Here is a 23,729-nt window from a genome sequence, read left to right on the forward strand (position 1 = left end):
TCGCCTTTTCTTTAAATTTAAATCCCTCTTTTAAACCTTCCTTTTCGCTACCTCATCTATCATTTCGTTCACTTGGCTCATTATTTTGCTTGCTAAATTTTTACATTCTTCCTTTATCAGTGATTTGTCTCTCTTCCTTATTTCTTCTATCTCTATTATTTTTAACTCTGGCAAATAACTCCCATTTAACATGTCTGCTATTTCTCCCACTAGCCTCTCTATTCCATAGCACGTCAGTTCTCTACTTTTTGTTACTCCACCTTTTTCTCTCATAAATTTGCTCGCCTTTTCACTCTCTTTGCTATCACATAGACAATGCTTTTCACTTTCCCAGATGTAATACATTGGTGTTGCACCATATTTATTCAGTTGATTAACCTCAGCTCCTGCTTTTACTAGCTCTTTTATTATTTCAACTCCTGCTCCCCCCATCTTGCACGCAGAGTGGAGTGGCGTACATCCACTGACATATTGAGTGGCATTTACTTCTGCTCCCGACCTTAGCAGCACTTTTACATTTTCTAAACTTTTTGCGAATACTGCACAGTGCAGAGGTGTATAACCATTTTTATCTCTTGCATTAACCTCTGCCCCTTTTTTTATTAATAATCTCACTGTTTTGTAATCGGAGATTTCTACTGCTTGGTGCAAGATCGTCTCTCCTTCTTCATTTTTTTTATTAATGTTTTTAAACCCGTTATTTGATACTTCTTTAAAAAACTTACTCTTGCTAAACTTCATACTTACCTCACAAAATTAGCTTTTCCAGCGCCAGATAAATTTCTTATGTTTACCTGCTGCTATTCAAGTCATGTCCTTTTTGGCATGAGAAAGCAAGTCCTTTTCTTTTTATTTCATACACTTTTACCTATTATTAATATAATATATGAGGATCTAAATATAAGTACTTAACTTATTAGACATATTACTTGACTATTTTTCCAACTTCTGTGCAAATGTCTATGTTCGTGCCACTTCAGTACTCCTGGGTAAAATACTAAAATGTAATTTTCTAATTCGTGTATTGAGTCTTTTTGCTCTGAATCCAAATCATTTTTATAGTAAACGTTGTGTTCTGCCAAACCATATTTTGTAATCTTCTGATCTGTATAGTTTTCTATTTTGTAGTGGTGAGTAACGCTAAACCTTTCTAAAATTGGCTTGTGTTTTAAATTCCAACGTTGCCCTGAAAGTTTATCGTTTCCCAATACAAATTTATTTCCTTCTTCTTCTATTCTACCAACCGGAAAACAGCTATTTATTTCTCCTAATTTCCAGCTATCTGACAGTACAATCTGCGCTTTTGCAAATTTAATCGATGGTAATAAGCTTTGAGTTAGAGGATACAGGGCTTTTAAGTTATACCACTGATGACTTCTTTCATAAATGCCTTTGTAATCCTTTGTGTGAGGCTCTGTTTCCCCAAGCACTGCTACATTCAACCGATATATGTCATTACTAAATGCTTGTTCATAATGCTCTCTTAAATAGTTGTCTACAATCTCTACTAACGGACCTCTAGAACTGAAAAAATTTATTCTTCCAAACGATAACACTGGCCCATTTTTTTCAACTTTTATACCAGAGTAGTCTGATAACAAACTTCCAAATAAACTTTCATCTAAAATAAACCTATCAACGTTATAGTGATCATTGAAAATCCTCATTAGCCGCGATCTTGCTGGTAACGATAGTTTTGCAAGTTCTACTACTGCATCCACAAAAAAGTTATTTGGAACATCCCTTATCCCTATCTGCAGTTCAAAAAAATGTTTTCCAGGTGGCTCCTCAATGATTGTAATATCTTCTATATTTGCCCACTTTAGTGCTATTTTGAGTGATTCTGGGGTTCCTCTTAAACGCTGAAATTTTACTCCTTCTACTATCGCCCTTCTTTTATCTTTTACCCAGCGTAGAATTTCCCCCAATTCATATTCCTCAATCAACCACGGCAATGTTTCTTCTTTAAGACTAAACTTAAACCCTCTGATGCAACTTGGATCAACTTTATAATCCGTTGCATCTACTAGCGCTTTTTCCTGTTTTGTTGCATTTGGTGGCAATAACATTAATTCAACTCAATCTTTAAATTTCTCAAATTTGCACATTCATTTCCCAGAACCACAACATCCTCTTTTGGCTCGATTAATTCCACATTTTCTACACCATCTACAAATAAATTCGCTATTATCCATGATCTTGTAACATTCCATCCCAGCCTTCTACTTGCTTCAAACTTCTTGATGAACTGCTTCTTGATTTCCTCCTTCGATATTACAGGACTTATGCTCATTCTGCTGTGAATATCTATTTCCGTAATATTGCAACCAATTACTGTTACTGTATCTGTTAAAACCCTTATATCATCTCTAGTAACCTGCTTTTTTACAATTTCAAGTAGCTCTTCTGAAGCTATGCCAGTTGTGGATAATTGTGTTGATAAGATTGAAATTTGTACTTTCCCTGGTATAGGTGATTCCACTAGTGCATCTTTTACTCTACTATCTGCTGACAGTGCATGATATTTGTAATATTCCTTACTTCCTCCTGTTGACCACCCCTTTATTTTTGCTTTTACCCTCTTTCTAAATCGTTCATCATTTTCCTCTTTTTGTCTCTCTACTCCATAAAACTCAGCCAAATTATCAAGATCTTCTCCTGTCGCAAATTTTAGTAAATTGCTCTTTACTGATTCATTTATCCTTTGTCTGAGTAAAAGTTCTCGCCACGCTGCTACTTCTAATATCTTCATTGCTGGATCACTTTCCACCAATCCTGTAAAGCTTGCATCACGCTTCACTAACTCTTCCTTCATCCGAGCAAAAATCTCTTCAAAGTTCAGTGGTTCGATAATATTTGGCTGCTGCATTTTTAAACTACAATTTCATCAAAATGAATGTTTTTCCCGCTTGGTAAGTATAATCCTTCTAGGTCAAGCGTTACTTTTCCTTCTTTCACCTCTGTCATTTTTACTTTTTCTAGCTTAAATCTTTCCTCCCACCTTTGTAGAGCTTCTGCTACTGCTGAATAGATTTCCAAAGTTAAATCTCTATTTATTGGCTTATCCACTAATTCAAATAATCTTGAGCCATAATCTCTCCTCATTATTCTACTGTTAATAGGAGTGGTCAGTATATCAATTATCGACTGCTTTAAGTGCTCTATTCCTTCTAACGTCTTTCCTGTTTTAGCATCCATACCCTTCATTTCTATTTTGCAAAGACGCTTTCACTGCCTTTTATTACTTTAAACCCACATGAAACTATATCTCCTACTCTTCCTATACCAAGACCATTTGAAAACACTGTTTTTGATCCTTCAGTTAATGCTCTTCCTTCACTAAAACTGTCTCCTTGTCTGCACATTGGCTTACCATTTACAAAAACATTATTACTTCCGCTAATGCAGAAATGTGGTATAGCTTCTCCACAGTAGTCTCCTAAACTCACTATTCCTTTGTTCAATTTAAGTCGATCCTTTCTGCTTTCAGTTTTATTCCACTTTTTGTCATTTCTATGCTCGATTCTCCAGCTTTCAGTGTTATTTTATCTACTACTTCAATCTCTAAATGATGTTTATCTTTATCGTATGACAACTTTGTTCCATCTTGAAATTTTATACTATTTATTTCTTTTTTATTCTCTGGTGCATGGTATTTTTCCTGATATATTCCTGCTAACACCACTCCTAATGATAGTTCACCAAGAGGAGAAAATACCATAACCTGTCCATCAATATCTGGCGGAGACCAATCTCTATCTTTTCCTGCTTTACTTGTTATCCATGGCAGATAATCTGTTACAATATCTCCTATTTTAACTCTTACTTTTGCTTTTTCATAATCTATTTCTTTTACAACTCCTATACGAACAATGTTGGCCAGTTTCCTCTGTAGTTCCGAAATTGCAAAATTATTTTCTAACATTTATTTCACCGATTTCTATTTTGTGTGGCATAAATTTTCCTTCTTTCCAAATAGATCGCCCTACGTGTATTGTATGCACCCATTCAACCATCCACACTAAATATGCATCGAGCTCTGGTCTAAAGTCATCTCCTCCTCCTGATATAAATTCTCCTGGTGAAACATTTTTCACGTTCCAAGTATTTTTATTTACTACTCTCGCAACCTCAGCAGCTAATGTTCTGACCATAATAGATGCATTTTCTATTGTGCTATCAATCACAATTCGTGCTTCAAATCTTGCTTTCAACGCTAATTCTTCTGTTCCTGGATCATGTCCTTTTTCAAGACTGCTAAGTTCCACAAAAACCGCTGGTGCTAACAGTTCTTTCCTTATTGCTGGATAAATTTCACATGTCTGTATAGCCGGTATTTCTTCCTTCAGTGTGCTGCAAATTGCTTGATGTAAATCTTTCCAGAACTTTGTCATGCATATAATTTAACTCATGTAATGTATAAAATATTTTTCAAATACCTTTTCAACTTCATAATTAACAAGATTCCCTATTATCCTTGAAGCCTCAGGTTCGAGTGACAATTTAACTTCCTTTATTGGCAATGCTGCTCTTCCTTCACGTTTAAACATACCGCTATTTCCTTTTGGCATAACTGCTGCAAATCCTCCTATAAACTCATGCTTTCCTACTTTCGATCCTCTTCTTGTTTTTTGTATCTTGCCAATTGTCGATGCTCTAATGTCATAGAGATTTGATCTAATTAACACGTCTAATCTGCTAGTTTTTGCCTTAAAAATTCTTAATCTCTTTCTTATCAAACTTTTCTTTTCCTCACTGATTTCCTTAGCTGCTTGCGCTTTTAACCATAGTGCCGTTTTGTTTAATGCTCTCACTATTGCTAATTCTATTTTTTTTCTTTTAGCATTTACACTTTCTATTACCTCAACTTCTATATGCACAGACATTTTACACCCCAGACGCTTCGATTCGCCAGACCATTCCAGATTTATCTCTAAGTGGTAGTGTATGTATTTTGTATTTGCAATCACCTATAACAAAAATATCTCCTACAATTGGCCTCAGTATATCAAAAATGCTTACCTCAAGAAAAAGCATCTCTCCCACAAATTGTCCTTCACCAATCTCGTATAATTTATCTGGCTGTTGCTTTAATACCTGTACCATATATGACTTATCCTTTGATTTATACAAAGCCACTTCTCCTAAATGGGCAAAACAATCTTTAAATAATCTCTTAATATTCCCTTGCATTCTTCTATTTTATTCATTAAGTTTTCATCAGTACGCTATATGCTGATAGAATACTAACTGCCTTTTTGTTGCTCTATCAGTACTTTTATGTTGCAACGACCTTGACCAAAACTGCCGGGCGGTGGCACATTGGTAGAGGGTTCGACTGTGTATGCAAATCAGTCCCTCTATCAAATCTTCTTGGCTCTTGTTTTGCATATAGTGGCTGTCCTAGTGTATTTACTGTTTCATTAAAATCTGCTGGTGCAAAATATGTTGTAAATGTGCTCGCTGTTCCTACTGGAAAACAGTGTCCTGTATCTCTTTCTATAAACCTTCTTACGGTTCCTTCAGGATCAGTTGCTTGCCCTCTATATTCCTCAAACGTGATTCCACAAAACGTAAATCCTGATCTCATATCATTCCTTAGCGCTGCTCCTTCTTGCCATCTCTCGTATGCTTCTTTCACTTTACTATGCGAAGTTAGTGCATCAAAAAACTCAGGGCTTACCAAGGCATGAATTCCGGTCATATATTCACCACTTAGATTATCTTCTATATGCCGGAGTACTTCCATACACTTACGCTTTACATCAGTTGTTGCAGTTCCTAGTGCAAAATTTACTACTTTTGGTGTGATTTCAAATTCGTTGTACAGATTTAATAATTCTGACCCATCAGCATCTAAAATTATTCCTTTTAGCGCTCCCATTCGCAAATGCTCTAATGTTATTGCATGTTTGTTTCTCATTAGCTGCAAATGATCAGTTATTACATCTGCAAGCGCTTTCAGTTCACTCTCTGATCCAAATGCCCTTATTCCTTGTACTTCTTCTGGCAGCACTACATCATCATGCGGAATGTGCGGAATCGTAAATGTTCTTATCTTTCTTTTTCCTCTTTTTCCTACTGTTGCTGGTGCTCCGGGTACTTGCGTTGGTAGTAAACTTAACACTCCGTTGTGTTCTTCTATCGTAATATGTCTAAATCTTACTGACCTACTTGGAAACAAATTTAAATTTTCAACTCGTCCATAATTTATCGGCAATATATTCATCGCATTTGTTAGTGCCGTCATACTAAATGCTGTATTTGTAAATGGATTTTGCATCTTTTATTTTCCCCTTTGTGTTTTTTATTGTTTAATATAGCTTTACACCGCTTTACGGATAATGATCCCTCGTCCTTCAAGTTGCTTTATTGCTGCATTTTTCTGCTCTTCAGTGATATTTGCTGGCCACACAACCGCACAATCAGCTAGCATTGCAACACGAGTAATAATTACTGCTTTAGCATTTTCTGTCGCATTTACATCACTTACTATTGCACCTATTGCTGTTTGTGTACCATCTGTGGCAGTTGGATTTATTATCTTAACCATGCTATCTTTATCAAGAGCCACTACTGTACCAAGCTTTAGGTTCTGCCCTTTTGCTACTGTTATTTGATCTCTTGAATATAGACTTGATGCCTCATACTTTAATAAGTCACCTAGATTATTTTGTTCGGTTATACATGTCATATTTTCTTTTCTCCTTTTTTTCCTTTAGTTTTACCGCCATGTTTGTAGTTATTGTACGCGGCGGTTATAAAAATACTTTAACTCCTACGACTTCTTGCTACCTGTATCATTAAATCTTCTCCTGAATTCTGTGGTATTGCACTCAGTATTTCTGTCTTCTTCGTTCGCTCTGCTAGCAGTTCCATTAAAACTTCCCGTGCTTGCTCAACACTTACGCCCTGCTCAATAAATTCTCCTATCTTTTCTGGCATCTTTGATATATTACATAATCTTATTATCTCTAAAATTTCTCTACTACAGTTCTCGTAGCCTTCCTCAGTTAACTCATTAGTTGTCATGCTAACACTCCTATGATTATTGATAAATTCAAAAAATGTTGTAACTCCATCTGCAAGACCTATTTCTACTGCTTTCTCGCCAAAATATAGACCTGCTTCTGTTGATCGAATCTTTTCAATTGAAAGACCTCTGTTCCTTGCTATTAGCTGCAAAAACATTTCATATAGTCGGTCTACTTCTTTTTGTAAGCTTCCCAGACTTTCAGACGTCATTGGCTCATGTGGGTTTAAATCATTCTTTCGACTACCAGCAAAGATTGTGGTGTACTTAATACCTTGCTTTTCATCAAACCTACTTTGATCTATATGACTTGCTATTACTCCTATACTCCCAACTCCTGAAGTGCGGGTGAGAAAAATCTTTTCAGCGCTAGAAGCTATAGCATATGCAGCAGAATATGCATCATCATTTGCTATTGCTATTATCCTCTTTTTTCCTCTTGCACTATAGATAAAATCAGCTAGGTCAAAGACACCGTTTACTTCCCCTCCTGGACTGTCTATGTCAAGTAGAATCGTCTCTATGCTTTTATCTTCTAAAGCACTCTCTATCTCTTCATGAATATTTTCATACGAAGTCATATCTAAAATATGATCAAAAGCTTCTGTTTTTTTTGTCAAAACTCCATAAATACGTATTATTGCTATTCCTTTTGGGTTTATATGAAAATGCTTTAAGTTCTTAAAGATAGGTTGTTTGCTGTTATATAATGATAGTAGTTCAAAGCTTCTTCTCTCTACCATTATTGGCTTATTTATCCACATCACCTTCCTTCCCTTTTATGGTTAACGTCAGAATCGAAACAAAGTCCAAAAGAATTAGCACGCTTTTGATCTTCTGCTATTTCTTGGTCTATTTCTTCTACATCGTAACCCATTTCTGATACTACCTCTGCTCGACTTTTGAAGCCATTCCTTACTGCCATTTGCTGTGCTTGCTGATCTTTTAGCGGATCCACCCAATCAAATCCCTGCGGTATCCATTTTACTTCTTCTTTCGCTGCTTTTACTACTTTTTCATCTATACTCAGTTCTCCACAAAGCACTGCTAATTCTAGCCATCTACTCCATACTGGTCTGCAAAATTGAAATACTATAATGTTGTGTTGCAGCATAGCACATCGACGACGAAACTCTATTAATCCAGCTCTGATTGATGAATAATTAACGCCCGTTAAATCTCCTGTTAGTTGCTCATATGTTATCCCTGTGCCTATTGCTATTGCCCTTAGCTGCTGTCTCATGAATGCTTCATAACTTCCTCCAACATCAGACGGCTCTGAAAATTTTATATCTTCTCCTGGGTCTAAAAGCTGCATTGTTCCAGGTTCTAGGCCAGATAATGCTACTCCTTGCTCATTCGCTTCGCCTTCTCCTAAAATATTTGCCTCAGGATCAAGTCTTGTAATAAACCCTGCAAACATTGCTGCTGTCTTTTTTCTCACTAATTCTGCATCATCGTATTGATCAAGTTCATAGAGCTTTAACAGTATATTAGAAAGCCAAGGCTCCCCTCTGATTTGCCCAGGTCTTAAAGGTCTATAAATATGTAAAACATCATTTGCTGGTACTCTCACTGATTCTCCAAATGAGCCTTCTCCTGGATGTTCTCCAAATAAGTAATATGCCTCTCTTTGCCCAAGTCTATTGAACTCAATCCCGTTTCTTATTACATTACCATTTCCTAAAGTTTGATTTGTTTTATTATCTAAATGTTCAGACTCAAGTACTTGCAGTTGTAGTGGTACAGAAAATCTATCTTCCAGCTTTCTCGTTCTTAAACGTACAAAACATTCTCCTCCCTCTATCATACTTCTGCATACTAGAGCTTGTAATCCATAAAAATCACTTATTCCACAGCTATCTGCTTCATCTGTCCATTTTAGCTATAATTCTTGCACTTTCTTTCGAAATTCTCCATCTCTTGCTTTTGATTGCGGTTTTATTCCTGTTCCAATAGAGTTACTTACTATTGTATCAATGATATTGGCTGCATATGGATTTTTTCTTACCATATCCCGAGAGCGGCTACGTAAGTGCCCAAGGCTCTGAGAAAGTAAATTATTTATGCTTCCTGTTTCTCCTTGCCAATACATCACTCTTCTTCCTGAGCCTGACGCATCCCATGCAGAACTTTTGATTTTTGGCTTACTAAATAGTTGTTTTAAGGTCTTTAACATCCTGATAACCAAAAATTCTTTAATTCTTCTATTGTTCCATTAAATTTACTTCTATCACATGGTCCTATTCCTCTTACTGAATGCGGTTTAGGTCCCATTTGACCATTAGTGTATTGCCACAAAACCCACTTATTCCATCCTTTTGGTAGTTTAGACCATCTTATTTTCCACAGTGGACACTTAGTTAAAATTGGTGTAGCAAAATCTTTTAGAAAATAAGCTCCTCCGCAAATCAATGGTAAGCGATTAGTTCTTTCTTGAACTCTAGTTACAAAATCTTCCGCCTGTTTTGGTGTTATGTTTTCTCCATTTTTGTTTTCTTCTATATCTAGAGCAAGTAGAACTTTAGAACTATCTCCTACTGTCTCTAAAAAATGCTCAGCTTGGTCTTTTCCGTTTTCTCCTACTCCAAAATGGTATGCACCATACAGAAGTCCTTCTTCTTCAGCAACTTTTCTTCTCTCTGCGTACTTTAGATCTACAAATTTTAATCCTTGAGTTGCCTTATCCCAATATTCCATCTTCTTTGACTAGCTTAAAATTTACATCTGCATTCCAATGTGATAGGTCTACTACTGCATTCGCATATACTTTATTTGATAAATCAGCTATTTTCTTACATTTACCTTCTTTTTCTAATACACCACTATTGACTATTACATACTTTAATTGTTTCAGAAAATTTTGATATTCTCTCATATAATTCCCTTATTAGTAGCAAAAACAATTTTCCTCTTTGGCTCCACTCCAGCAATCTTTAGCTCAGCTTTAATACGTTGTCTTAAGCTTAGCAGGTCATTTATCTGAACTTCAGCATATCTCACAACATGATCACCATATGCAATTGATACTACTCGCTCTCCATTTTGCAGCTTCTTTATTGCTTGTTCAACTTGAATTAAATACTCTTCGTTATACATTTTTCAACCACTTACTCTGTCTTACTTTTTTAGGTTTTTTACTTTCTATTTTTCCACTCAAACTATTCCATTTACTCTCTGGCCAACGATCAATTCCAAGTGCAATAGATGCTGCTCTCGCATAAATTCGGCAATCTAGTACTTCATTTCTTTCTCTTACCTTCTGCCACTCTTGTTTGGTGTATCCTTTTACTACCTTGCTGACTAATTGCTCTGCCGTTAGCTGCTTAAAATATTCAGGTGCATACTCAGGAAAATGACAGTATCCTGCTGGAGCTTCTTCACCTTCTTTTAAAATATTAAGTAGCTGAAAAAGCTCTGATTTTAATATCGATACTCCCACTGGCCAGAGCTTTATTCCTCTTTTCAGCTTTTGCCCACCAACTGTTATATCTACTCTACTTGGGCTGCTAAGTGGTACTAGCGCTTTATTTACACCTTTCACTGCCATCACTCTTCCAGAGCCTTGATGACCTCTTACCCAGTTGTATACTTCTTGTGTCGCATACCCAGCATCAACCGCCATCATACTTATCATGTATTCAAGACCATTTTCACCGATAAAATGATGATTTAAGAGCTCAGAGAGTTTTCCCCATACTTCTCCTCTTCCAGTATCACCTTCAAATACTCGGTATTCTATTGACCAACTTTCGCGGCTTTTTCCCCATGCTACAACTTCTACTTCTAAACGATCTTTTTGGACATCTACTCCTGCAGTAAGCACCACTTCTCTCCTAGGTACTGTGCCTACGGGAAAAAATTCTCTCCTATTAAATAATTGCTTCCAATCTGGTACTTCTCCTTTATCTACCCAAGTTTCTCCTAGCGTGGTATTTATCCAAACTTTTAGTAATTGTTCACTTTCTTTTGCATGGAGAAAATCTTCTACTGCTTGTTGCCAACTATACCAGCCAACTGGACTATAAAGACTTGAAAGATGAAATCCTTTTTTCTCACCTTTTACTCTATCAGTAGGCCTCCATTCTCCACGCTCAAGCATCTCTGTCTTTTGATGATTTTCTATCTTTTTACCACATTCTATACATATATAGTGTGCTGTATTTGGATTTTTATCTTCCCATTTTATTTGTGACCATTTTAATATTTGGTAATAATTACAATGCGGACATGGTACAAAAAAATATCTCTTATCTGTTGCTTCAAATTCTTTCTCAATTCTGCTTATTCCATGAATCGTTGGCGTTGATACTAAAAAAATCTTTCGCCGTGCAAAAGTATTGGTACGAGCTATGCTAAGTAAAACTGGATCTCCTTCTCCTCCTGAGTCTCCTGGATATGCATCTATTTCATCAAGAAAGAGGTATTTTACTGGCATAGATCGGAGTCCTACACTGCTATTTGCACCTGTTATTACTACTATTCCACCTGGAAATTCCTTACTCTGTACAGTATTGCCCGAATCTCTTGACCTTGGGTCTTTTACTTTACTTTTTAAACATGGTGTACTTTCAATCAGTGGCGCAAATCTTCCTTTTGACCAACGCTTTCCCATTTCAACTGTTGGCTGTACTACTAGCATTGGTCCTGGTGTTTGATCGATAATATAGCCTATCCAATTGTTACCAGCTTCTGTTCCCCCAATCTGCGCTCCTTTCATGAATACTACTTTTTCTGCAGGTGAAGATGGTGATAGTGAATCCATTATTTCTTTTAAATAAGGAGTTCTTTCTGTTCTCCATTTACCTGGCTCTGATGCTGCAGTTGGGGCTAAAACTCGATACTCATCTGCCCACTCTGATACTTTAAGCTCTGGATCTGGTTTTAAACCTTCAGAAAAAGATGTGGCGTATATCATTGTCTGCATCTACTCATAATTGGTTCTATCTCAATATTGTTAACAGTAGAGTTTATTCCTCCACACTCCTCCAGTTCCATAAACATCTTTTTCTGAAATTCGTTTTCTATATATCTTTTGCTCATCTCACTTATGATTAGTGCTATAATAAGCGCAAATATCCCTGTTATTGTTGCAAAAATGATTGCACTACTTATTGTTGTTGCTGTTAACCCTATATATACCGATATTGCTACTGCACTTACTGAGGTAAAAATACAGATCACATTATTGTATTTTCTTACTTTTGCATCTCTATATTCTATACATCTATAATAAACTGGTACAGACTTGCCTATCTCATCTGGTAATTTGATACTCTTTTCTTTAAATAAAGTTTTTAGCAATTCTAAATTATTTGACTTGATTGCTGAGTGCAGAACAGGTGTATAGTTTGCTCCTTTTTTCAGTAGTAATTTTACTACATGTAAATGTCCTTTTTCTGCAGCAAGGTAAATCGGTGATAGACCTTTATTGTTTGAAATATCAATATCAATTTCTTCTTTTAAAATAGACTCTACAAGCTCAATTTCTCCTCTTTGTGCAGCTAAATGTAGTAGACTATTCTTTTCAGAACCGTATTTATTACTCATCAAAGCCTTTTTTATCTCAGGTTTAGCGTAGTCAAATGGTGTCTTACCGTTATCGTCTTTTACCAATGGATCTATATCTTCTCGCGTTAGTAAGACCTCTATTGTTTTAAGTCTTTCAGCGTAATGTAGTGGTGTTCTATTTTCGTAGTCTTGCAAATTTACTTGAGCATTAGGTTCCTTTATTAAGCATTTGAGAATATCGAGACACAAATCTCTTTCATCGTAATTAGTATTACTTACAGCTATATGAATAGGTGATAATTTCATTGAATTTTGTCCTACACGTGCGCTATTTACATCTGCTCCTAGCTCCAGTAATAACTTTACTATCTCTAATTTTTTGTTGTTAACTGCATAGTGCATCGGTGTCTGATTTCGTGCATCAAAAACCTCGATTTCAGCATTTCCTTCTCTGACTAAAATCTTTACAACTTCTACATGTCCAATACCAGCTGCCAAATGTAATGGTGTATGAAATATTGCATTACGCGAATTAACATCGATGCCTCTATTTATTAGGTACCTTACAGCATTTACCTCACCCACCATTGCAGCTAAATGAAGTAAGCTATCTTGTTCTGACCCGTATTTATTATTAATTAGCGCTTTTAATATTTCTGCTTTTTTTCCTTCTTTAGCGTAATCAAGAGATGTTTTGCCGTCATTATCTTCTACAAAAGGATTAATGTTCTTCTTCGTAAGTAGCAGATCCACCATGCTTAATTCATCAAACTCTATAGCGCAATGCAGTGGAGTTTTTCCGTTTAACCCTCTGACATTAACATCTAATCCAGGTTGATTGATTAAACACTTTATTAACTCTAAACTTAAGTTATCAGCCATTTTGTATTCAAAATCTTTTTATATTTTAAATTTAGCGTTAGATAATTCTTCAAGTGAGTTTGTAATCTCTTCAGTTAGCGTCTCGTGAATTTTTTCAGTGTCACTCAGTGATGCAAGCAGCGCTGAAACTCTATTTGGAATATTAAGCAAATTATTACGGACAACTCTTGCTACGTTAAATGCCTCACTTTTTACTTCTTCTACTGCTACAAGTTCTCCTATCTCAGCCTTAGCTTTCGCCTCAAGCAGTTTACCACGTTCCATCTCATTTTTTATTCGCGTTTTTAGCAACATTGTAGAAAGATTACTTGTATTTTCGTTTTCTGGATTTTTCCTCCTAAGTGGCTGACTTGGATCTCTTATTGCTGCTACCGCTTCATTTGCTTGTTCTCTATTGATCAAACTATCCTCCAACTTAACTATTCCTTTTTTTACTAAATAACAGACATATTGCTTTGATACTCCTATCTCTCTTGCCCATTCCGTCTGCGTGATTTTTTCCACTCTTTTCCTCCTCTCTTTTTGCTCCTTTTTACGAATTTTCTTCTTGAATTTCTGCAAAAGTTTTACCAGTACTGGCTAAAAAGGCATCTCTTCCGGTATATATTTGCCAACGTTTTATGGTTACATCTACAAATTTTGAATCTAGCTCTATTGTCCTGCAAATTCTTCCTGTTCTCTCACATGCAATCAGTGTACTTCCAGAACCACTAAATGGATCAAGTACAGTATCCCCAGGTCTGCTGCTATTAACTATTGCTTTCTCCATTAGCTCTACTGGCTTCATTGTTGGATGTAGTGTATTATGTATTGGCTTATCATAAAACCACAGATCACTTTGATTTCTTCCTCCATGCCACTCACGTTTATTACCGCTTTTCCATCCATAGAGCATTGCTTCATATTGTCTCTGATAATCAGATCTGCCTAGTGTAAAATGATTCTTTGCCCAAATGATAAATGTTGACCATTTTCCTCCTGCTTCCTCAAATACTTTTTGTAACGTTGAAAACTCTGATGATGATATGCAGATGTAAATTGCTCCCTTCGTATATGCTAAAATATGGGAACAGATGTCATAGAGAAAAAGCTCATACTTTTCACCTTGATTATCGTTTAATATTTTTTTATCTTGGCTACCACCATAATCAACGTTATATGGAGGATCACAAACAGTAATGTCTGCCATTTTATCATCTAACAGCGCTTTATATGATTCAACTACAGAGCTATCACCACAATAGATTCGATGATCACCTAAAATCCATAAATCCCCTGGTTTTGTTATTTCTACCCTTTTTTCATCACCAACCAAGTCAGAAAAATCTTCTTTTTCACTATCTAAATCATCAAGGAAATGTTGAACTTTTTCTAATTCAAATCCAGTCATTTTAAGATCAAACTGCAAATCTTCTAACTCTTGAATTTCTACCTTTAAAAGATCATCATCCCACTTTGCCCAGTTAGCTGATTGATTGGCCAGTAATCGAAAAGCTTTGGTTTGTGGTTCATTTAAATTATCACTTAAAACCACTGGTATACTTTCCATACCAAGTTTTCTTGCTGCTTTAAGTCTTAAATGACCATCAACCACAGTTCCATCGCTTTTTGCAACTATTGGTATACGAAAGCCAAATTCCCGAATAGAAGCACACATTCTATTTACTACGTCATCATTTTTACGAGGATTACGCTTATATTCGACGAGGTTTTCAACAGGATAATAGTGGATTACTAAATTCATATAATTGCTATACTAATTAAAAAGTTAATATTTAAAATATGTCTGACGCTAAAGAAGGCCTGAGGTCGAACCCACCAAACCAGCCAGTATGGCCGAAAGGACCCACTTTTTATGGTATTTTTAATATGTTAAAATCTTTACTAACATAGAACATTAATGCCAAAGCATCAGCCTCATTATCATCTCGAGGTGAAAAACTTTTTTCACGTATCGCTTCAATAACTTCACTCTTACTTGCATTGCCTTTGTCTGTGATAAAGCGTTTTATAGTTTTAACATTAACACCTTGGTAGGGAATATTGTTCTCTTCACACCAAGCAGATAGAACGGCAAGAAAACCGCCGTAGCAATGCGCTGCATCAGTTCCTAAGTGTCTTCTTACTTCCTCAAAATACACTGCAGAAATGTCTTTCAAAGAATTAAGCCAATTACGAAAATTCAAGAAGCACATGCCACCTCCACTGAAACGACTACCATGAAAGCCTTTGCTTCCACTTTCAATTATTCCATCTGTTAGAATTGCCCAGCCCGTTTGTTTGCCAAGGTCCAGTGTTAGGATTGACATTTATATTCAGAATTTGTTTCGCTAGAGTGCTATATAATATATATTCAGGATTTGAAAAATTTTTGTCCAAAAAATCTTCTTCTTAAGCAAACTTTTTAGAAAAAACTTGGTTAAAAATCAGTAAACAGCTATTGCATAATTATTGGTCAAGACTTTCAGATTTCTATCTTAACTATTTAAATAGTCTATTATGTTATCATGGTGTGGTTAGTTTCTTATGAACATTTATCCAAATCGTAAATTTTGGGAAGATGATTTAGAAGTCCCTGTTAACCATTTGCTTGATCGTTTTCACAATACAAAAATACGTCAGTCTTGGATAGATTCACTTTCTGGTAAGCAATTAAATATTATTTTTCAAAACTCCTTTAAAGATAAATTAAATGCTCAACTCTTTGATGATGAAAGTTACGATAATACATCTGTACAATACAAACGTAAAGTGATTGCTAATTATTCCGATTCTCTCGTTACTTACTACTTGATTACCTGTTTTGACCGTGCAAAACTAGAAGTCACTGTCAGTGAAATTGCAAGATCTGCATTAACTACGGAACTCATGAAATCCTACCTTGTAAAAAATAATAATAAATATGATAAGAAGTCTTTGCTGTTTCTACTGTTTCATGCAGATTACAATCTTTTAAAGTCTGTCTATCACTTTGAAAAAATACAAAGAAAGAGTTTCATGTCTTTTGCCTTACAAAAAATACCAAGACGACCAAGTACTCCATTTAAGGACTTTATCTCAGAGGAAATCATACAACAAATACTGAAAGAAGATAACATTAAGAGAAATGACAGTTTCGAGAATCAACTACAAGGTTTCTTCTATCATCAGAATCGTTTATATGTGTTAATACGCAAAGCTAGCGATATAGATTTGTTGTTAAATTCAAACAAAGTCATTCATGGCCATAAGGCAGAGTGGATGATTTTGGATTTTCTACTAAATGGCACTCAGGTAGATCTTGGTGCTAGAAATATTGATCAAGCTATAGAAATAGCAAATAGCATTGCAAGTTGTTACTTTGGCTGCGAATGTATTTTTGTAGATGTGCAGGATAAAAATTTCGCGGAACAGGTGCATAAATTTATAGAAACTTGTATTAATGAATCTGATTCAAATATTCGTGTTTTTGAGTTAAAGTTTCAGTCAAATCGTTTCAATTACAGCTATACTAATATCACTTTGACTGTTGCTCCATATGATCCTATTGCACCGGAATTGCATGTTTTAAAGCCATTTGTAGGAAACATAGTGCCACTTATAGAGTCGATTAAAGTAATATTTCAAGGCAAAAAGATAGGCTTATTTTTCAAGCGAAGTGATGAGTATATAGCAATTTACTACTCTGAACATCCTCTGAATAAAAGGGAAAGAGAGGATTTTAAAGCATACATAAAACAATTTTATGGTCTTACAATCTTGCCAAGAGCAAATCTCTGATCTTCTTAATTCTGGCAGCTCTTGGGTTAACTCAAATCAAAATTACATCAAAGCAGCAAGGTATTTGTCAGATCTTGAATTAATTAAGATGCAGGAGAGGTCTTATATTATCTGCTCTCGTAGACAAGATAAATTAGATTGGCCAAATATAGTTGATCCATACTGTAACAATGAGATTTTCATTGATGAGGACTTTAACGAAGCATGCGATAATATAATTTGTGAAAACTGCAACCGTGATATTTTACCTAATACCTACAAGAAGCAAAGATTTCATCGCTTATCTGTATATTTAAACCCAGAGAAAATCATGCATTGGTTTGAAGGTCAGCTAAGTAATACGCATTTCATGTGGCAAAAGGTGGAAAGAGGAGTTTATCATGTTGGTGACCAAGGTCAATTTGTAAATCTCATTGTTCTTGATTTTTGCACCAATCCAACATTCTTAACCATAGATAGGCTAAGAGTCAATCCAACCGTATTAGTAATACTGAGAAAAAATCCATCAAACATACCTCTTGATTTGCCCATAGTAAAAATGGTTGACCTTTTCTTTCAGCATAAGACTTTAATTGAAGTATTCCAAGAAGCAGCACAAAGAGGAGTACTAGAGTTCATACCAAATACTTCAATGCAAATTTTGCATACTTCACTTAATCTAATTGAACCTCCTAAAGAGAAGGAATTACTAAAGTTGCAATTGATAGAGGGCTCACTTTATGTAAATAATATAGAGATTCTAAATAAGAAAGCTGTAACATGTATGAAAGTTTTTCGCATATTATTTGAACAATTTTTGAATGATTGTAAAAAAGAATTACCCCCTGAAAAACACATGTTGCTTAGCATCACTGAAATAGAAAAGCGCCTAAATCTTGATCCAGAAGCAGATCCAGAACATTACATTAGAAAACCAATAAACACAATTCAAAGAACAATAAAAACTACATTAGCCAAAAAGTTAGGACTAAACATCGAACGTAATGATGTGATTCAAACAGTTGGTTGGCCTGGATCATCGCGTAAAGATTATGGTTACCGTATTAACCCTTTTACTTTGGTTATAAAAGCAACTCGTTAAGTTTTAGAGATACTAAATAACCAATTAAGCGCCATAAGTTACGTAAAATATCGACTATACAAATCTGTCTCATACATTAAAAAAATTTCTTTACAACTAAAGTAAAACGTGATAAAATTGGCATAGGGTCTTTACTTCTAAGTTAGGACATGGTATTAATCGGCTTTTAAGGGCTGTTATAAGCGTTCTTTAGGTCAAGGTGGTATAATTGTACCCTTGGGTCATAGAGTCTTTTTAAAACGCTATTATAAATTGTTTTGTCTTTCACTTTTAGGTCCTTCATCTTTTTTTTCAAGTTGTTCAAAATGCAATAGTAGGTTTTTCGTATTTTTGTCTCTGTGTTGTATTTCTATTAGTGACTACTTTTCCAAACTTCTTTCTTTTTGCTCAAAAGTTACTATGAACCATTACTATAGTTATTGTATTTTATATTAGTTTATTATTATATCATTTATTATTATTTATATATATATAATATATAAGATTCTCGGAAAGTGGAAATCAGCCACTGTAGCGGGTTTGAGTATTACCAAATTAGCTAAATTTTTTGGAAATGGAAACGTAATATTTCTTATATTAGATGGCTAAAAATCAACGAATTTCAATAGTTTAAGTGTGAATATACTCTAATTTCCAAATCTTGATAAATTTTCCGGAAATCATGGAAATTTGGTCGTGTGGAATTCATTTTTTGTTCTTAAAACCTTACTTTCAGAGAGACAAAATGAACCCACAAAACTTTCATAAGTGAGCTTTAAGTATTTTTTAGAAGTTACCTATTTCAAACCTTCCTGCACCTAGCTTAAACTTACCTTCTCCTTTGGCAAAAGAACCAGTTTTGATATCAAGCCATTTATCCTCTTTTGAGTTTGTAGCCATACCTTTTACTATTTTTCTTTCGTTTAATAGTTCCTGTGCTAAACGTTCAAGTCTATGCCTACTAACACCATGAAATGCAGCTGGTAATCTATGCCGTTGTTGAAACACTCCTGGTCCACCTGTATGAGTAAACGGATGACCTTCTTCTGCTGACACTGCAATAGCTTGCATCAGTATCTTTTTTAAGTATTCATCAGATAATTTTCCAAGCTTAAATTCCTCAGATATATCCTCAAGCAAGCCAGTTGAGGAGCGTAAGTAAGTTCTTATATTCCTATCTGTTGCTCCATTAGACTTAACTATAGCTCCTTGGTATACTGCATTATTAACTTTACTAACCTTTAATGTATTAAACACAGTATTCTGATGCTCTTTTGAAGCAGGCCATAATGCAAAAGAACACCTCACACCATCAACAAGTGCAGTTGTACCTCTTATCGCATCTCTTGCCTGTTCCACAGTCGTAATCGGTTCACTGCACTTGGGTTTTCTCATATGATGTGCTACAATTACAGCTGCTCCTGTTTCATTTGCTAAGTTTGCAAGTAACCCCATTGCGTAATATCCCATTTCTGGATCTGAGTTTATATTAGCATGGACAAATGATACTAGTGGATCAAATACTATTAGTTTTAGATCTTTTACTTTATCTAATTGTCTACAGATGTCTTCAAATTTATCTGAAGTTTCAGGACATTTACCACGCATGTTGCTTTTCACTATAGAAAAGGGCTCTCCCGTATTTGGAATAGGTATAATAAATAATCGATTTTGATATTCTGCTCTCTTGCTACTAGGATCAAGACGATCAAGACGACGGTGTATCTCACCTGCATCATCTTCTGCTGAAAAAATCACCACTGATCCATGCTCTGTAACAAGGGAACCAAAACCACATATCTGATCTGCATCACTTGCAACCTTAAGTGCCAAGTCAAGGAGTAGCATACCTTTACCTGTATCTCCCATAGCAGCTACTATTGAGGTAACACCTAAAGGAAATAACCCTTCAACAAGAAACCTTTGTATTGGTACTGAACCTAAATAACGACTCACACTCCAGTCTAAAATGTTAAGCGGCTGTTTTGTAGATCTTTCTAAACTTTTCATATTTGAAGTATTTGGAATGTCAGTAGATGGGGTATCAATAGTAAGTAAAGGAGTTGAAGCTAAAAATTCTTCAATGCTTATACCCTCCTTTACACAATCAGCGGCATCCCATTTCTCAGGCTTATCTTGAGGAATTTCAAGCACAGCAAGTGATGCAACTCCAAGATCTAACAGCTTTTTTGCAGCATTTTCAGCATATCGTTTGCCTGGTTCATCATTATCTGGCCATATAATAATGTGTTTACCTTTAAGTGGAGTCCAATCTGTCTTCTCAATAGGTGCATTTGCTCCTGACATTGCTGTTGTTGCAATTATTCCTTTCTCTATCAGCACTTCTGCACATTTTTCTCCCTCAACCAGAACAACTTTATCGGACTTTAAAATACCTGGAATATTATATAGTGGCCTTATCTCTGGTACACTAAAGGTGGATTTTTTGATATCAAAAGGAAGATATCTCTTTCCACTATCATCATCATAACGATATACTCTAACAAGAGCTTGGCCTTTTTCATCGTAATAATCCCAATATGCAGTTGGATTACCTGCAGTTTTGTCAGTTTTGATCTTTTTAAAATGACCAAGCCATTCAGCTATAGAGTCCATTACTTCAGTAAACTCTGTTCTAGTACTTTTTCTATGCACTTCTGCCCAAAGGTCGATAATGTCACCACCTTCTCCTGTTGCAAAATCATGCCATAGGCCAGCTTCACTGCCACTTAATTCTACTACTAGACTCTTTCCTTTATCACCTTGTATATTGCCTACATAAAACTTATCACCACGAAAAATCCCTCTTGGCAATAGATAAGAAAGGCATGATCTGATATTTAACAGAAGCTGAGCTTTAAGTTGTTCTTTTTCTACTAACGGTGCATTTTTTCGTGGAGCTGCAGTATTAAAATCACAATAGATATCCATAAAATCTCCAATATATTTAAAGTTTAGAAATTTGGTTAAGCTGTAGCTATCCAGCGTCCGTTAACCATATTTATGAATTTTGTTGGTATTGGTTTGCCGTTTTTAAGTTCGTACATCAATTGCAGAGTATTCCTTTCTGGCCTAAATATCATTATTCCAGATGTATATAAACTTCTTAAAACATTAGCACCACTCAATGCTTGAAATGGATTCTTTTTTAACGTGGTTGTTGACATTTTTTTGGTGTAATGTGTAACTATTACTCCAGCAGCAGGATTAGTTATAGAGCGTAGTTCATCAATACTATTTTGCAGAAAAGAGATCATACTCCTATAATCAAAAAGAGAGTCTATCACTATAAGATCAACTGTTTTTACATCGAGATTTTCCGACATAATTTCTTTTATTTTTTCCACATTCAAAGTTAACTGTACTTTTTTAGTAATAACTAAGTTTTCTGTTCCTTCATCAAGGATTTTCTTGCTGATTCTTAGCTTCTGTAAGCGCTCTCTATATTCCATTTCATTCTGTAGATAGAATATCTTAAGTGGCCTTGCAGGCTTCATACCAAGAAATGATACTCCAGCAGCTAAATGTACTAACATGGAAAGTAGAAAATTACTTTTTCCTATTTTTGGAGTTCCACCTATAACTAAAAGACCACTTGGAGTTAGAATTCTTGGGCCTATTATATCTTTTGGCATTGGTGATTTATCATTCAAGTAATGCCTTGCTGAAAACGATGTAATTTTATGTTCTGTTGTGTTTTCTTTAGTATTTAACCACTTCTTAGCGGAATTTATATCACCTTTAACTAAAGTCCAAAGATCAATAATATCACCACTGATTCCTTTAGTAAAATTACGCCAATTTCCAGCTTCTTTACCCACTATTTTAACTGTAATCGTATCCCCATCACAATTGCCAACATAAGTCCTCTCTCGATAAAAATTACCGTTTGGAATTAGGTAAGGTACACACTCCTTAATATTATCAATCAATAATCCTTTTATTTCCTTTCTCTGCATAAAACCCCCATACATACTTTTCATACGTTTAGAGCTGAGATTAGCTAGCTCACAAACAGTTTCAAAAGACTCTGCATTTAATTGCTTCTTTCTTTAGCTCTACTGCTGCATCTTTGATAGCTCTCTCAATTACAGCAATCCAGAGCTTCTCTTCGTCGTACTTCAAAATGGCAACCAGTCAGATTCAATACCATTGTTTTGTTCTGGAGTAACAACTGTAGCAATTCTGTTTCTATCTCCGTATCTACTGTCGGCTTCAATACCAACTTTTGCAGTAAACTCTAACCCGTTAAAATCAGCTATAGAGTTGATTTTTCTAGCAATCACTGCTTTTTCTGAAGTGTCATTTGCATGAATGTTCCGTGCTGACTCTAAAATACTTCTAAGCATAGAACGTCCAGATTCTCCCCAAGTATCTTCTCCTTCAACGCTTGCTTTGCCACTTTTAATACCAATTACTTGAAAAATCTTACGTTTTGCATATTGACCTTCAGTGACGGTAAATTCAGCGTTTAAATAGATGCTGCCGGTAGCATAGCTTTTAGTGAACCAATTTTCATAACCTCCAGGCTTTATTGCCATTTTTACCTTGACTATTGTACCTTTTGGTATTAAATTGCTCTGCAGTTTTGCGTTATTAAAATCAGTTAAAAAATCTGATAACATATTGTCCTCCTATAAATTAAGTAAAAATCAGTTACTCCATTGGTCTGCAAGCTTCCAACGACCATCTATCTTATCAACAAGCTTATTTGCTACACGTTCACCATTACGAAGCTCAAATACTATTTGACGGACAGTGCTTTCCTCATCATGAGCAAACATCACCATGCCAGTGCTATAAAATCCACGTAAAGATCCAGCACCACTTAGGCCTTGAAATGGATCTTCTTCTAACATTTTTTTGGATAGTTTTTTTGTATGGTGAGTGAGTATTATGCCCGAATCTGGATTGATAACATTTCTCAGTCTTTCAAGTGTTTTTTGCAAGAAGAATAACATAGCGCTATTGTCGTTTTCATTGCCATATTCACTTGAGTTAAAAATGTTACGAAGAGGATCGACGGCAATAATATCAGGTTTGAAACGCTCTTTGATAACATTTTTAATTTCATCTATTTCTTCACTGCTGAAAGATAATTGTACTCTTGGTGTAATGATTAAGTTATTGGCAGCTATATTCAAAAGTTCGTTATCCAGTTGAAGTTGTTGCAAACGTTCTTTCATATATTCATATTCAATTTCAGTTTGCAGATAGAAAATTTTCATAGGTTTGCTTGGAGTCATACCCAAAAATGAAACTCCAGCAGCCATGTGGACAAGCCATGAAATTAGAAAATCGCTTTTGCCAATTTTAGGTGGGCCACCTAGTACCAATAGACCTCTTTTTGTTAAAATCCTTGGTGAGATTATATCTTCTGGTATCGGTGCTTTGTCGTTTAAATACTCTTTTATGCTGAAAAAGGGAATTTTTTGACCGATATTGAAAAAGCTTTGTTCCATAATAATTATTCTCCAATTTTTA

The 23,729-nt window shown here is 35.3% G+C and carries 26 protein-coding genes and 1 pseudogene; 2 read left to right on the plus strand and 25 right to left on the minus strand.

Translation table 11 applies throughout. The features are described from left to right. Positions 1 to 30 precede the first annotated feature (30 nt). From OOL05_RS00675 to OOL05_RS00775, 21 genes and pseudogenes are all read right to left on the minus strand, one after another. Positions 31 to 741: an ankyrin repeat domain-containing protein gene (locus tag OOL05_RS00675; RefSeq protein WP_264730408.1), complete on the minus strand. Its 711-nt coding sequence runs from the start codon at positions 739 to 741 to the stop codon at positions 31 to 33. Between the two features lie 167 nt (positions 742 to 908). Continuing rightward, a complete protein-coding gene (locus OOL05_RS00680; RefSeq protein ID WP_264376988.1) occupies positions 909 to 2,069 on the minus strand; it encodes a phage tail protein in 1,161 nt (386 codons plus the stop codon). After that, a complete protein-coding gene (locus tag OOL05_RS00685) occupies positions 2,069 to 2,869 on the minus strand; it encodes a baseplate assembly protein (protein ID WP_264376987.1) in 801 nt (266 codons plus the stop codon). Before OOL05_RS00685 ends, OOL05_RS00680 begins: the two co-directional genes overlap by 1 nt. Before the next feature lie 2 nt (positions 2,870 to 2,871). After that, on the minus strand, positions 2,872 to 3,207 hold the full coding sequence (locus OOL05_RS00690) for a GPW/gp25 family protein (RefSeq protein ID WP_264376986.1): 336 nt from the start codon (positions 3,205 to 3,207) through the stop codon (positions 2,872 to 2,874). A 2-nt stretch (positions 3,208 to 3,209) separates the two neighbouring features. Beyond that, entirely contained in the window at positions 3,210 to 3,464 is a 255-nt protein-coding gene (locus OOL05_RS00695; RefSeq protein ID WP_264376985.1) for a PAAR domain-containing protein, read from the minus strand. Then, positions 3,461 to 3,925, minus strand: a complete 465-nt coding sequence (locus OOL05_RS00700; protein WP_264376984.1) for a phage baseplate assembly protein V — start codon at positions 3,923 to 3,925, stop codon at positions 3,461 to 3,463. Before OOL05_RS00700 ends, OOL05_RS00695 begins: the two co-directional genes overlap by 4 nt. Next, positions 3,912 to 4,394 carry a hypothetical protein gene (locus OOL05_RS00705; RefSeq protein WP_019236417.1) on the minus strand — a complete coding sequence of 161 codons (483 nt, stop codon included), beginning with the start codon at positions 4,392 to 4,394 and terminating at the stop codon, positions 3,912 to 3,914. Before OOL05_RS00705 ends, OOL05_RS00700 begins: the two co-directional genes overlap by 14 nt. A gap of 9 nt (positions 4,395 to 4,403) precedes the next feature. Then, positions 4,404 to 4,886, minus strand: coding sequence for a phage tail protein (locus OOL05_RS00710; protein ID WP_264730413.1), 483 nt, complete (start codon positions 4,884 to 4,886; stop codon positions 4,404 to 4,406). A gap of 1 nt (position 4,887) precedes the next feature. Then, positions 4,888 to 5,193 carry a head-tail joining protein gene (locus OOL05_RS00715; RefSeq protein ID WP_019236419.1) on the minus strand — a complete coding sequence of 102 codons (306 nt, stop codon included), beginning with the start codon at positions 5,191 to 5,193 and terminating at the stop codon, positions 4,888 to 4,890. A gap of 85 nt (positions 5,194 to 5,278) precedes the next feature. Then, positions 5,279 to 6,283, minus strand: a complete 1,005-nt coding sequence (locus OOL05_RS00720) for a major capsid protein (protein WP_264376982.1) — start codon at positions 6,281 to 6,283, stop codon at positions 5,279 to 5,281. Positions 6,284 to 6,325: 42 nt separating this feature from the next. Then, entirely contained in the window at positions 6,326 to 6,694 is a 369-nt protein-coding gene (locus OOL05_RS00725) for a head decoration protein (RefSeq protein WP_264376981.1), read from the minus strand. A gap of 77 nt (positions 6,695 to 6,771) precedes the next feature. After that, positions 6,772 to 7,797, minus strand: a complete 1,026-nt coding sequence (locus OOL05_RS00730) for a S49 family peptidase (RefSeq protein WP_264376980.1) — start codon at positions 7,795 to 7,797, stop codon at positions 6,772 to 6,774. After that, a pseudogene (locus tag OOL05_RS00735) lies at positions 7,797 to 9,212 on the minus strand (phage portal protein). Before OOL05_RS00735 ends, OOL05_RS00730 begins: the two are co-directional and overlap by 1 nt. Continuing rightward, positions 9,206 to 9,733 carry a glycoside hydrolase family 25 protein gene (locus OOL05_RS00740; protein WP_264376978.1) on the minus strand — a complete coding sequence of 176 codons (528 nt, stop codon included), beginning with the start codon at positions 9,731 to 9,733 and terminating at the stop codon, positions 9,206 to 9,208. Before OOL05_RS00740 ends, OOL05_RS00735 begins: the two are co-directional and overlap by 7 nt. Continuing rightward, on the minus strand, positions 9,717 to 9,911 hold the full coding sequence (locus OOL05_RS00745; RefSeq protein ID WP_241654108.1) for a hypothetical protein: 195 nt from the start codon (positions 9,909 to 9,911) through the stop codon (positions 9,717 to 9,719). Before OOL05_RS00745 ends, OOL05_RS00740 begins: the two co-directional genes overlap by 17 nt. Further along, complete coding sequence (locus OOL05_RS00750; RefSeq protein WP_264376977.1) at positions 9,908 to 10,132, minus strand: gpW family protein; 225 nt, start codon at positions 10,130 to 10,132, stop codon at positions 9,908 to 9,910. The genes OOL05_RS00745 and OOL05_RS00750 overlap by 4 nt, the downstream gene beginning before the upstream one ends. Further along, positions 10,125 to 11,951: a phage terminase large subunit family protein gene (locus tag OOL05_RS00755; RefSeq protein WP_264376976.1), complete on the minus strand. Its 1,827-nt coding sequence runs from the start codon at positions 11,949 to 11,951 to the stop codon at positions 10,125 to 10,127. Before OOL05_RS00755 ends, OOL05_RS00750 begins: the two co-directional genes overlap by 8 nt. Beyond that, positions 11,948 to 13,426, minus strand: a complete 1,479-nt coding sequence (locus OOL05_RS00760; RefSeq protein WP_264376975.1) for an ankyrin repeat domain-containing protein — start codon at positions 13,424 to 13,426, stop codon at positions 11,948 to 11,950. Before OOL05_RS00760 ends, OOL05_RS00755 begins: the two co-directional genes overlap by 4 nt. 18 nt (positions 13,427 to 13,444) lie before the next feature. After that, positions 13,445 to 13,930 (minus strand): hypothetical protein, encoded by a 486-nt coding sequence (locus tag OOL05_RS00765; RefSeq protein ID WP_264376974.1) that lies wholly within the window; start codon positions 13,928 to 13,930, stop codon positions 13,445 to 13,447. A 28-nt stretch (positions 13,931 to 13,958) separates the two neighbouring features. Further along, positions 13,959 to 15,170 (minus strand): DNA modification methylase, encoded by a 1,212-nt coding sequence (locus OOL05_RS00770; RefSeq protein WP_264376973.1) that lies wholly within the window; start codon positions 15,168 to 15,170, stop codon positions 13,959 to 13,961. 109 nt (positions 15,171 to 15,279) lie between these two features. Further along, positions 15,280 to 15,735, minus strand: coding sequence for a crossover junction endodeoxyribonuclease RuvC (locus OOL05_RS00775; RefSeq protein WP_264376972.1), 456 nt, complete (start codon positions 15,733 to 15,735; stop codon positions 15,280 to 15,282). Between the two features lie 217 nt (positions 15,736 to 15,952). Here OOL05_RS00775 and OOL05_RS00780 point away from each other — a divergent pair, with 217 nt between their 5' ends. Next, positions 15,953 to 17,185, plus strand: coding sequence for a hypothetical protein (locus OOL05_RS00780; RefSeq protein ID WP_264376971.1), 1,233 nt, complete (start codon positions 15,953 to 15,955; stop codon positions 17,183 to 17,185). After that, positions 17,151 to 18,266, plus strand: coding sequence for a hypothetical protein (locus OOL05_RS00785; protein WP_264376970.1), 1,116 nt, complete (start codon positions 17,151 to 17,153; stop codon positions 18,264 to 18,266). The genes OOL05_RS00780 and OOL05_RS00785 overlap by 35 nt, the downstream gene beginning before the upstream one ends. Before the next feature lie 765 nt (positions 18,267 to 19,031). On the opposite strand, the gene OOL05_RS00790 is transcribed toward OOL05_RS00785, so the two are convergent. The 4 genes from OOL05_RS00790 to OOL05_RS00805 form a co-directional block, all read right to left on the minus strand. Then, positions 19,032 to 21,176: an AAA family ATPase gene (locus OOL05_RS00790; RefSeq protein ID WP_264377114.1), complete on the minus strand. Its 2,145-nt coding sequence runs from the start codon at positions 21,174 to 21,176 to the stop codon at positions 19,032 to 19,034. Positions 21,177 to 21,211: 35 nt separating this feature from the next. Continuing rightward, the gene (locus tag OOL05_RS00795) at positions 21,212 to 22,204 is read right to left on the minus strand and encodes an AAA family ATPase (RefSeq protein WP_264690046.1); all 993 of its coding nucleotides are present in this window, start codon (positions 22,202 to 22,204) and stop codon (positions 21,212 to 21,214) included. A gap of 162 nt (positions 22,205 to 22,366) precedes the next feature. Continuing rightward, positions 22,367 to 22,870 (minus strand): hypothetical protein, encoded by a 504-nt coding sequence (locus OOL05_RS00800; RefSeq protein ID WP_230609029.1) that lies wholly within the window; start codon positions 22,868 to 22,870, stop codon positions 22,367 to 22,369. Between the two features lie 27 nt (positions 22,871 to 22,897). Continuing rightward, entirely contained in the window at positions 22,898 to 23,707 is an 810-nt protein-coding gene (locus tag OOL05_RS00805; RefSeq protein WP_264377112.1) for a helicase RepA family protein, read from the minus strand. Positions 23,708 to 23,729: the final 22 nt, after the last annotated feature.

The organism is Wolbachia endosymbiont (group B) of Episyrphus balteatus (assembly GCF_947250575.1).
In the GTDB taxonomy this organism is placed as follows: domain Bacteria; phylum Pseudomonadota; class Alphaproteobacteria; order Rickettsiales; family Anaplasmataceae; genus Wolbachia.

Bases quoted from the DNA above. Each gene is read 5' to 3' on its own strand.
- OOL05_RS00675 (WP_264730408.1), bottom strand. From the start codon at position 741: ATGAAGTTTAGCAAGAGTAAGTTTTTTAAAGAAGTATCAAATAACGGG.
- OOL05_RS00680 (WP_264376988.1), bottom strand. From the start codon at position 2,069: ATGTTATTGCCACCAAATGCAACAAAACAGGAAAAAGCGCTAGTAGAT.
- OOL05_RS00685 (WP_264376987.1), bottom strand. From the start codon at position 2,869: ATGCAGCAGCCAAATATTATCGAACCACTGAACTTTGAAGAGATTTTT.
- OOL05_RS00690 (WP_264376986.1), bottom strand. From the start codon at position 3,207: ATGAAGGGTATGGATGCTAAAACAGGAAAGACGTTAGAAGGAATAGAG.
- OOL05_RS00700 (WP_264376984.1), bottom strand. From the start codon at position 3,925: ATGTTAGAAAATAATTTTGCAATTTCGGAACTACAGAGGAAACTGGCC.
- OOL05_RS00705 (WP_019236417.1), bottom strand. From the start codon at position 4,394: ATGACAAAGTTCTGGAAAGATTTACATCAAGCAATTTGCAGCACACTG.
- OOL05_RS00710 (WP_264730413.1), bottom strand. From the start codon at position 4,886: ATGTCTGTGCATATAGAAGTTGAGGTAATAGAAAGTGTAAATGCTAAA.
- OOL05_RS00715 (WP_019236419.1), bottom strand. From the start codon at position 5,193: ATGCAAGGGAATATTAAGAGATTATTTAAAGATTGTTTTGCCCATTTA.
- OOL05_RS00720 (WP_264376982.1), bottom strand. From the start codon at position 6,283: ATGCAAAATCCATTTACAAATACAGCATTTAGTATGACGGCACTAACA.
- OOL05_RS00725 (WP_264376981.1), bottom strand. From the start codon at position 6,694: ATGACATGTATAACCGAACAAAATAATCTAGGTGACTTATTAAAGTAT.
- OOL05_RS00730 (WP_264376980.1), bottom strand. From the start codon at position 7,797: ATGTGGATAAATAAGCCAATAATGGTAGAGAGAAGAAGCTTTGAACTA.
- OOL05_RS00740 (WP_264376978.1), bottom strand. From the start codon at position 9,733: ATGGAATATTGGGATAAGGCAACTCAAGGATTAAAATTTGTAGATCTA.
- OOL05_RS00745 (WP_241654108.1), bottom strand. From the start codon at position 9,911: ATGAGAGAATATCAAAATTTTCTGAAACAATTAAAGTATGTAATAGTC.
- OOL05_RS00750 (WP_264376977.1), bottom strand. From the start codon at position 10,132: ATGTATAACGAAGAGTATTTAATTCAAGTTGAACAAGCAATAAAGAAG.
- OOL05_RS00755 (WP_264376976.1), bottom strand. From the start codon at position 11,951: ATGATATACGCCACATCTTTTTCTGAAGGTTTAAAACCAGATCCAGAG.
- OOL05_RS00760 (WP_264376975.1), bottom strand. From the start codon at position 13,426: ATGGCTGATAACTTAAGTTTAGAGTTAATAAAGTGTTTAATCAATCAA.
- OOL05_RS00770 (WP_264376973.1), bottom strand. From the start codon at position 15,170: ATGAATTTAGTAATCCACTATTATCCTGTTGAAAACCTCGTCGAATAT.
- OOL05_RS00775 (WP_264376972.1), bottom strand. From the start codon at position 15,735: ATGTCAATCCTAACACTGGACCTTGGCAAACAAACGGGCTGGGCAATT.
- OOL05_RS00780 (WP_264376971.1), top strand. From the start codon at position 15,953: ATGAACATTTATCCAAATCGTAAATTTTGGGAAGATGATTTAGAAGTC.
- OOL05_RS00785 (WP_264376970.1), top strand. From the start codon at position 17,151: ATGGTCTTACAATCTTGCCAAGAGCAAATCTCTGATCTTCTTAATTCT.
- OOL05_RS00790 (WP_264377114.1), bottom strand. From the start codon at position 21,176: ATGGATATCTATTGTGATTTTAATACTGCAGCTCCACGAAAAAATGCA.
- OOL05_RS00795 (WP_264690046.1), bottom strand. From the start codon at position 22,204: ATGCAGAGAAAGGAAATAAAAGGATTATTGATTGATAATATTAAGGAG.
- OOL05_RS00800 (WP_230609029.1), bottom strand. From the start codon at position 22,870: ATGTTATCAGATTTTTTAACTGATTTTAATAACGCAAAACTGCAGAGC.
- OOL05_RS00805 (WP_264377112.1), bottom strand. From the start codon at position 23,707: ATGGAACAAAGCTTTTTCAATATCGGTCAAAAAATTCCCTTTTTCAGC.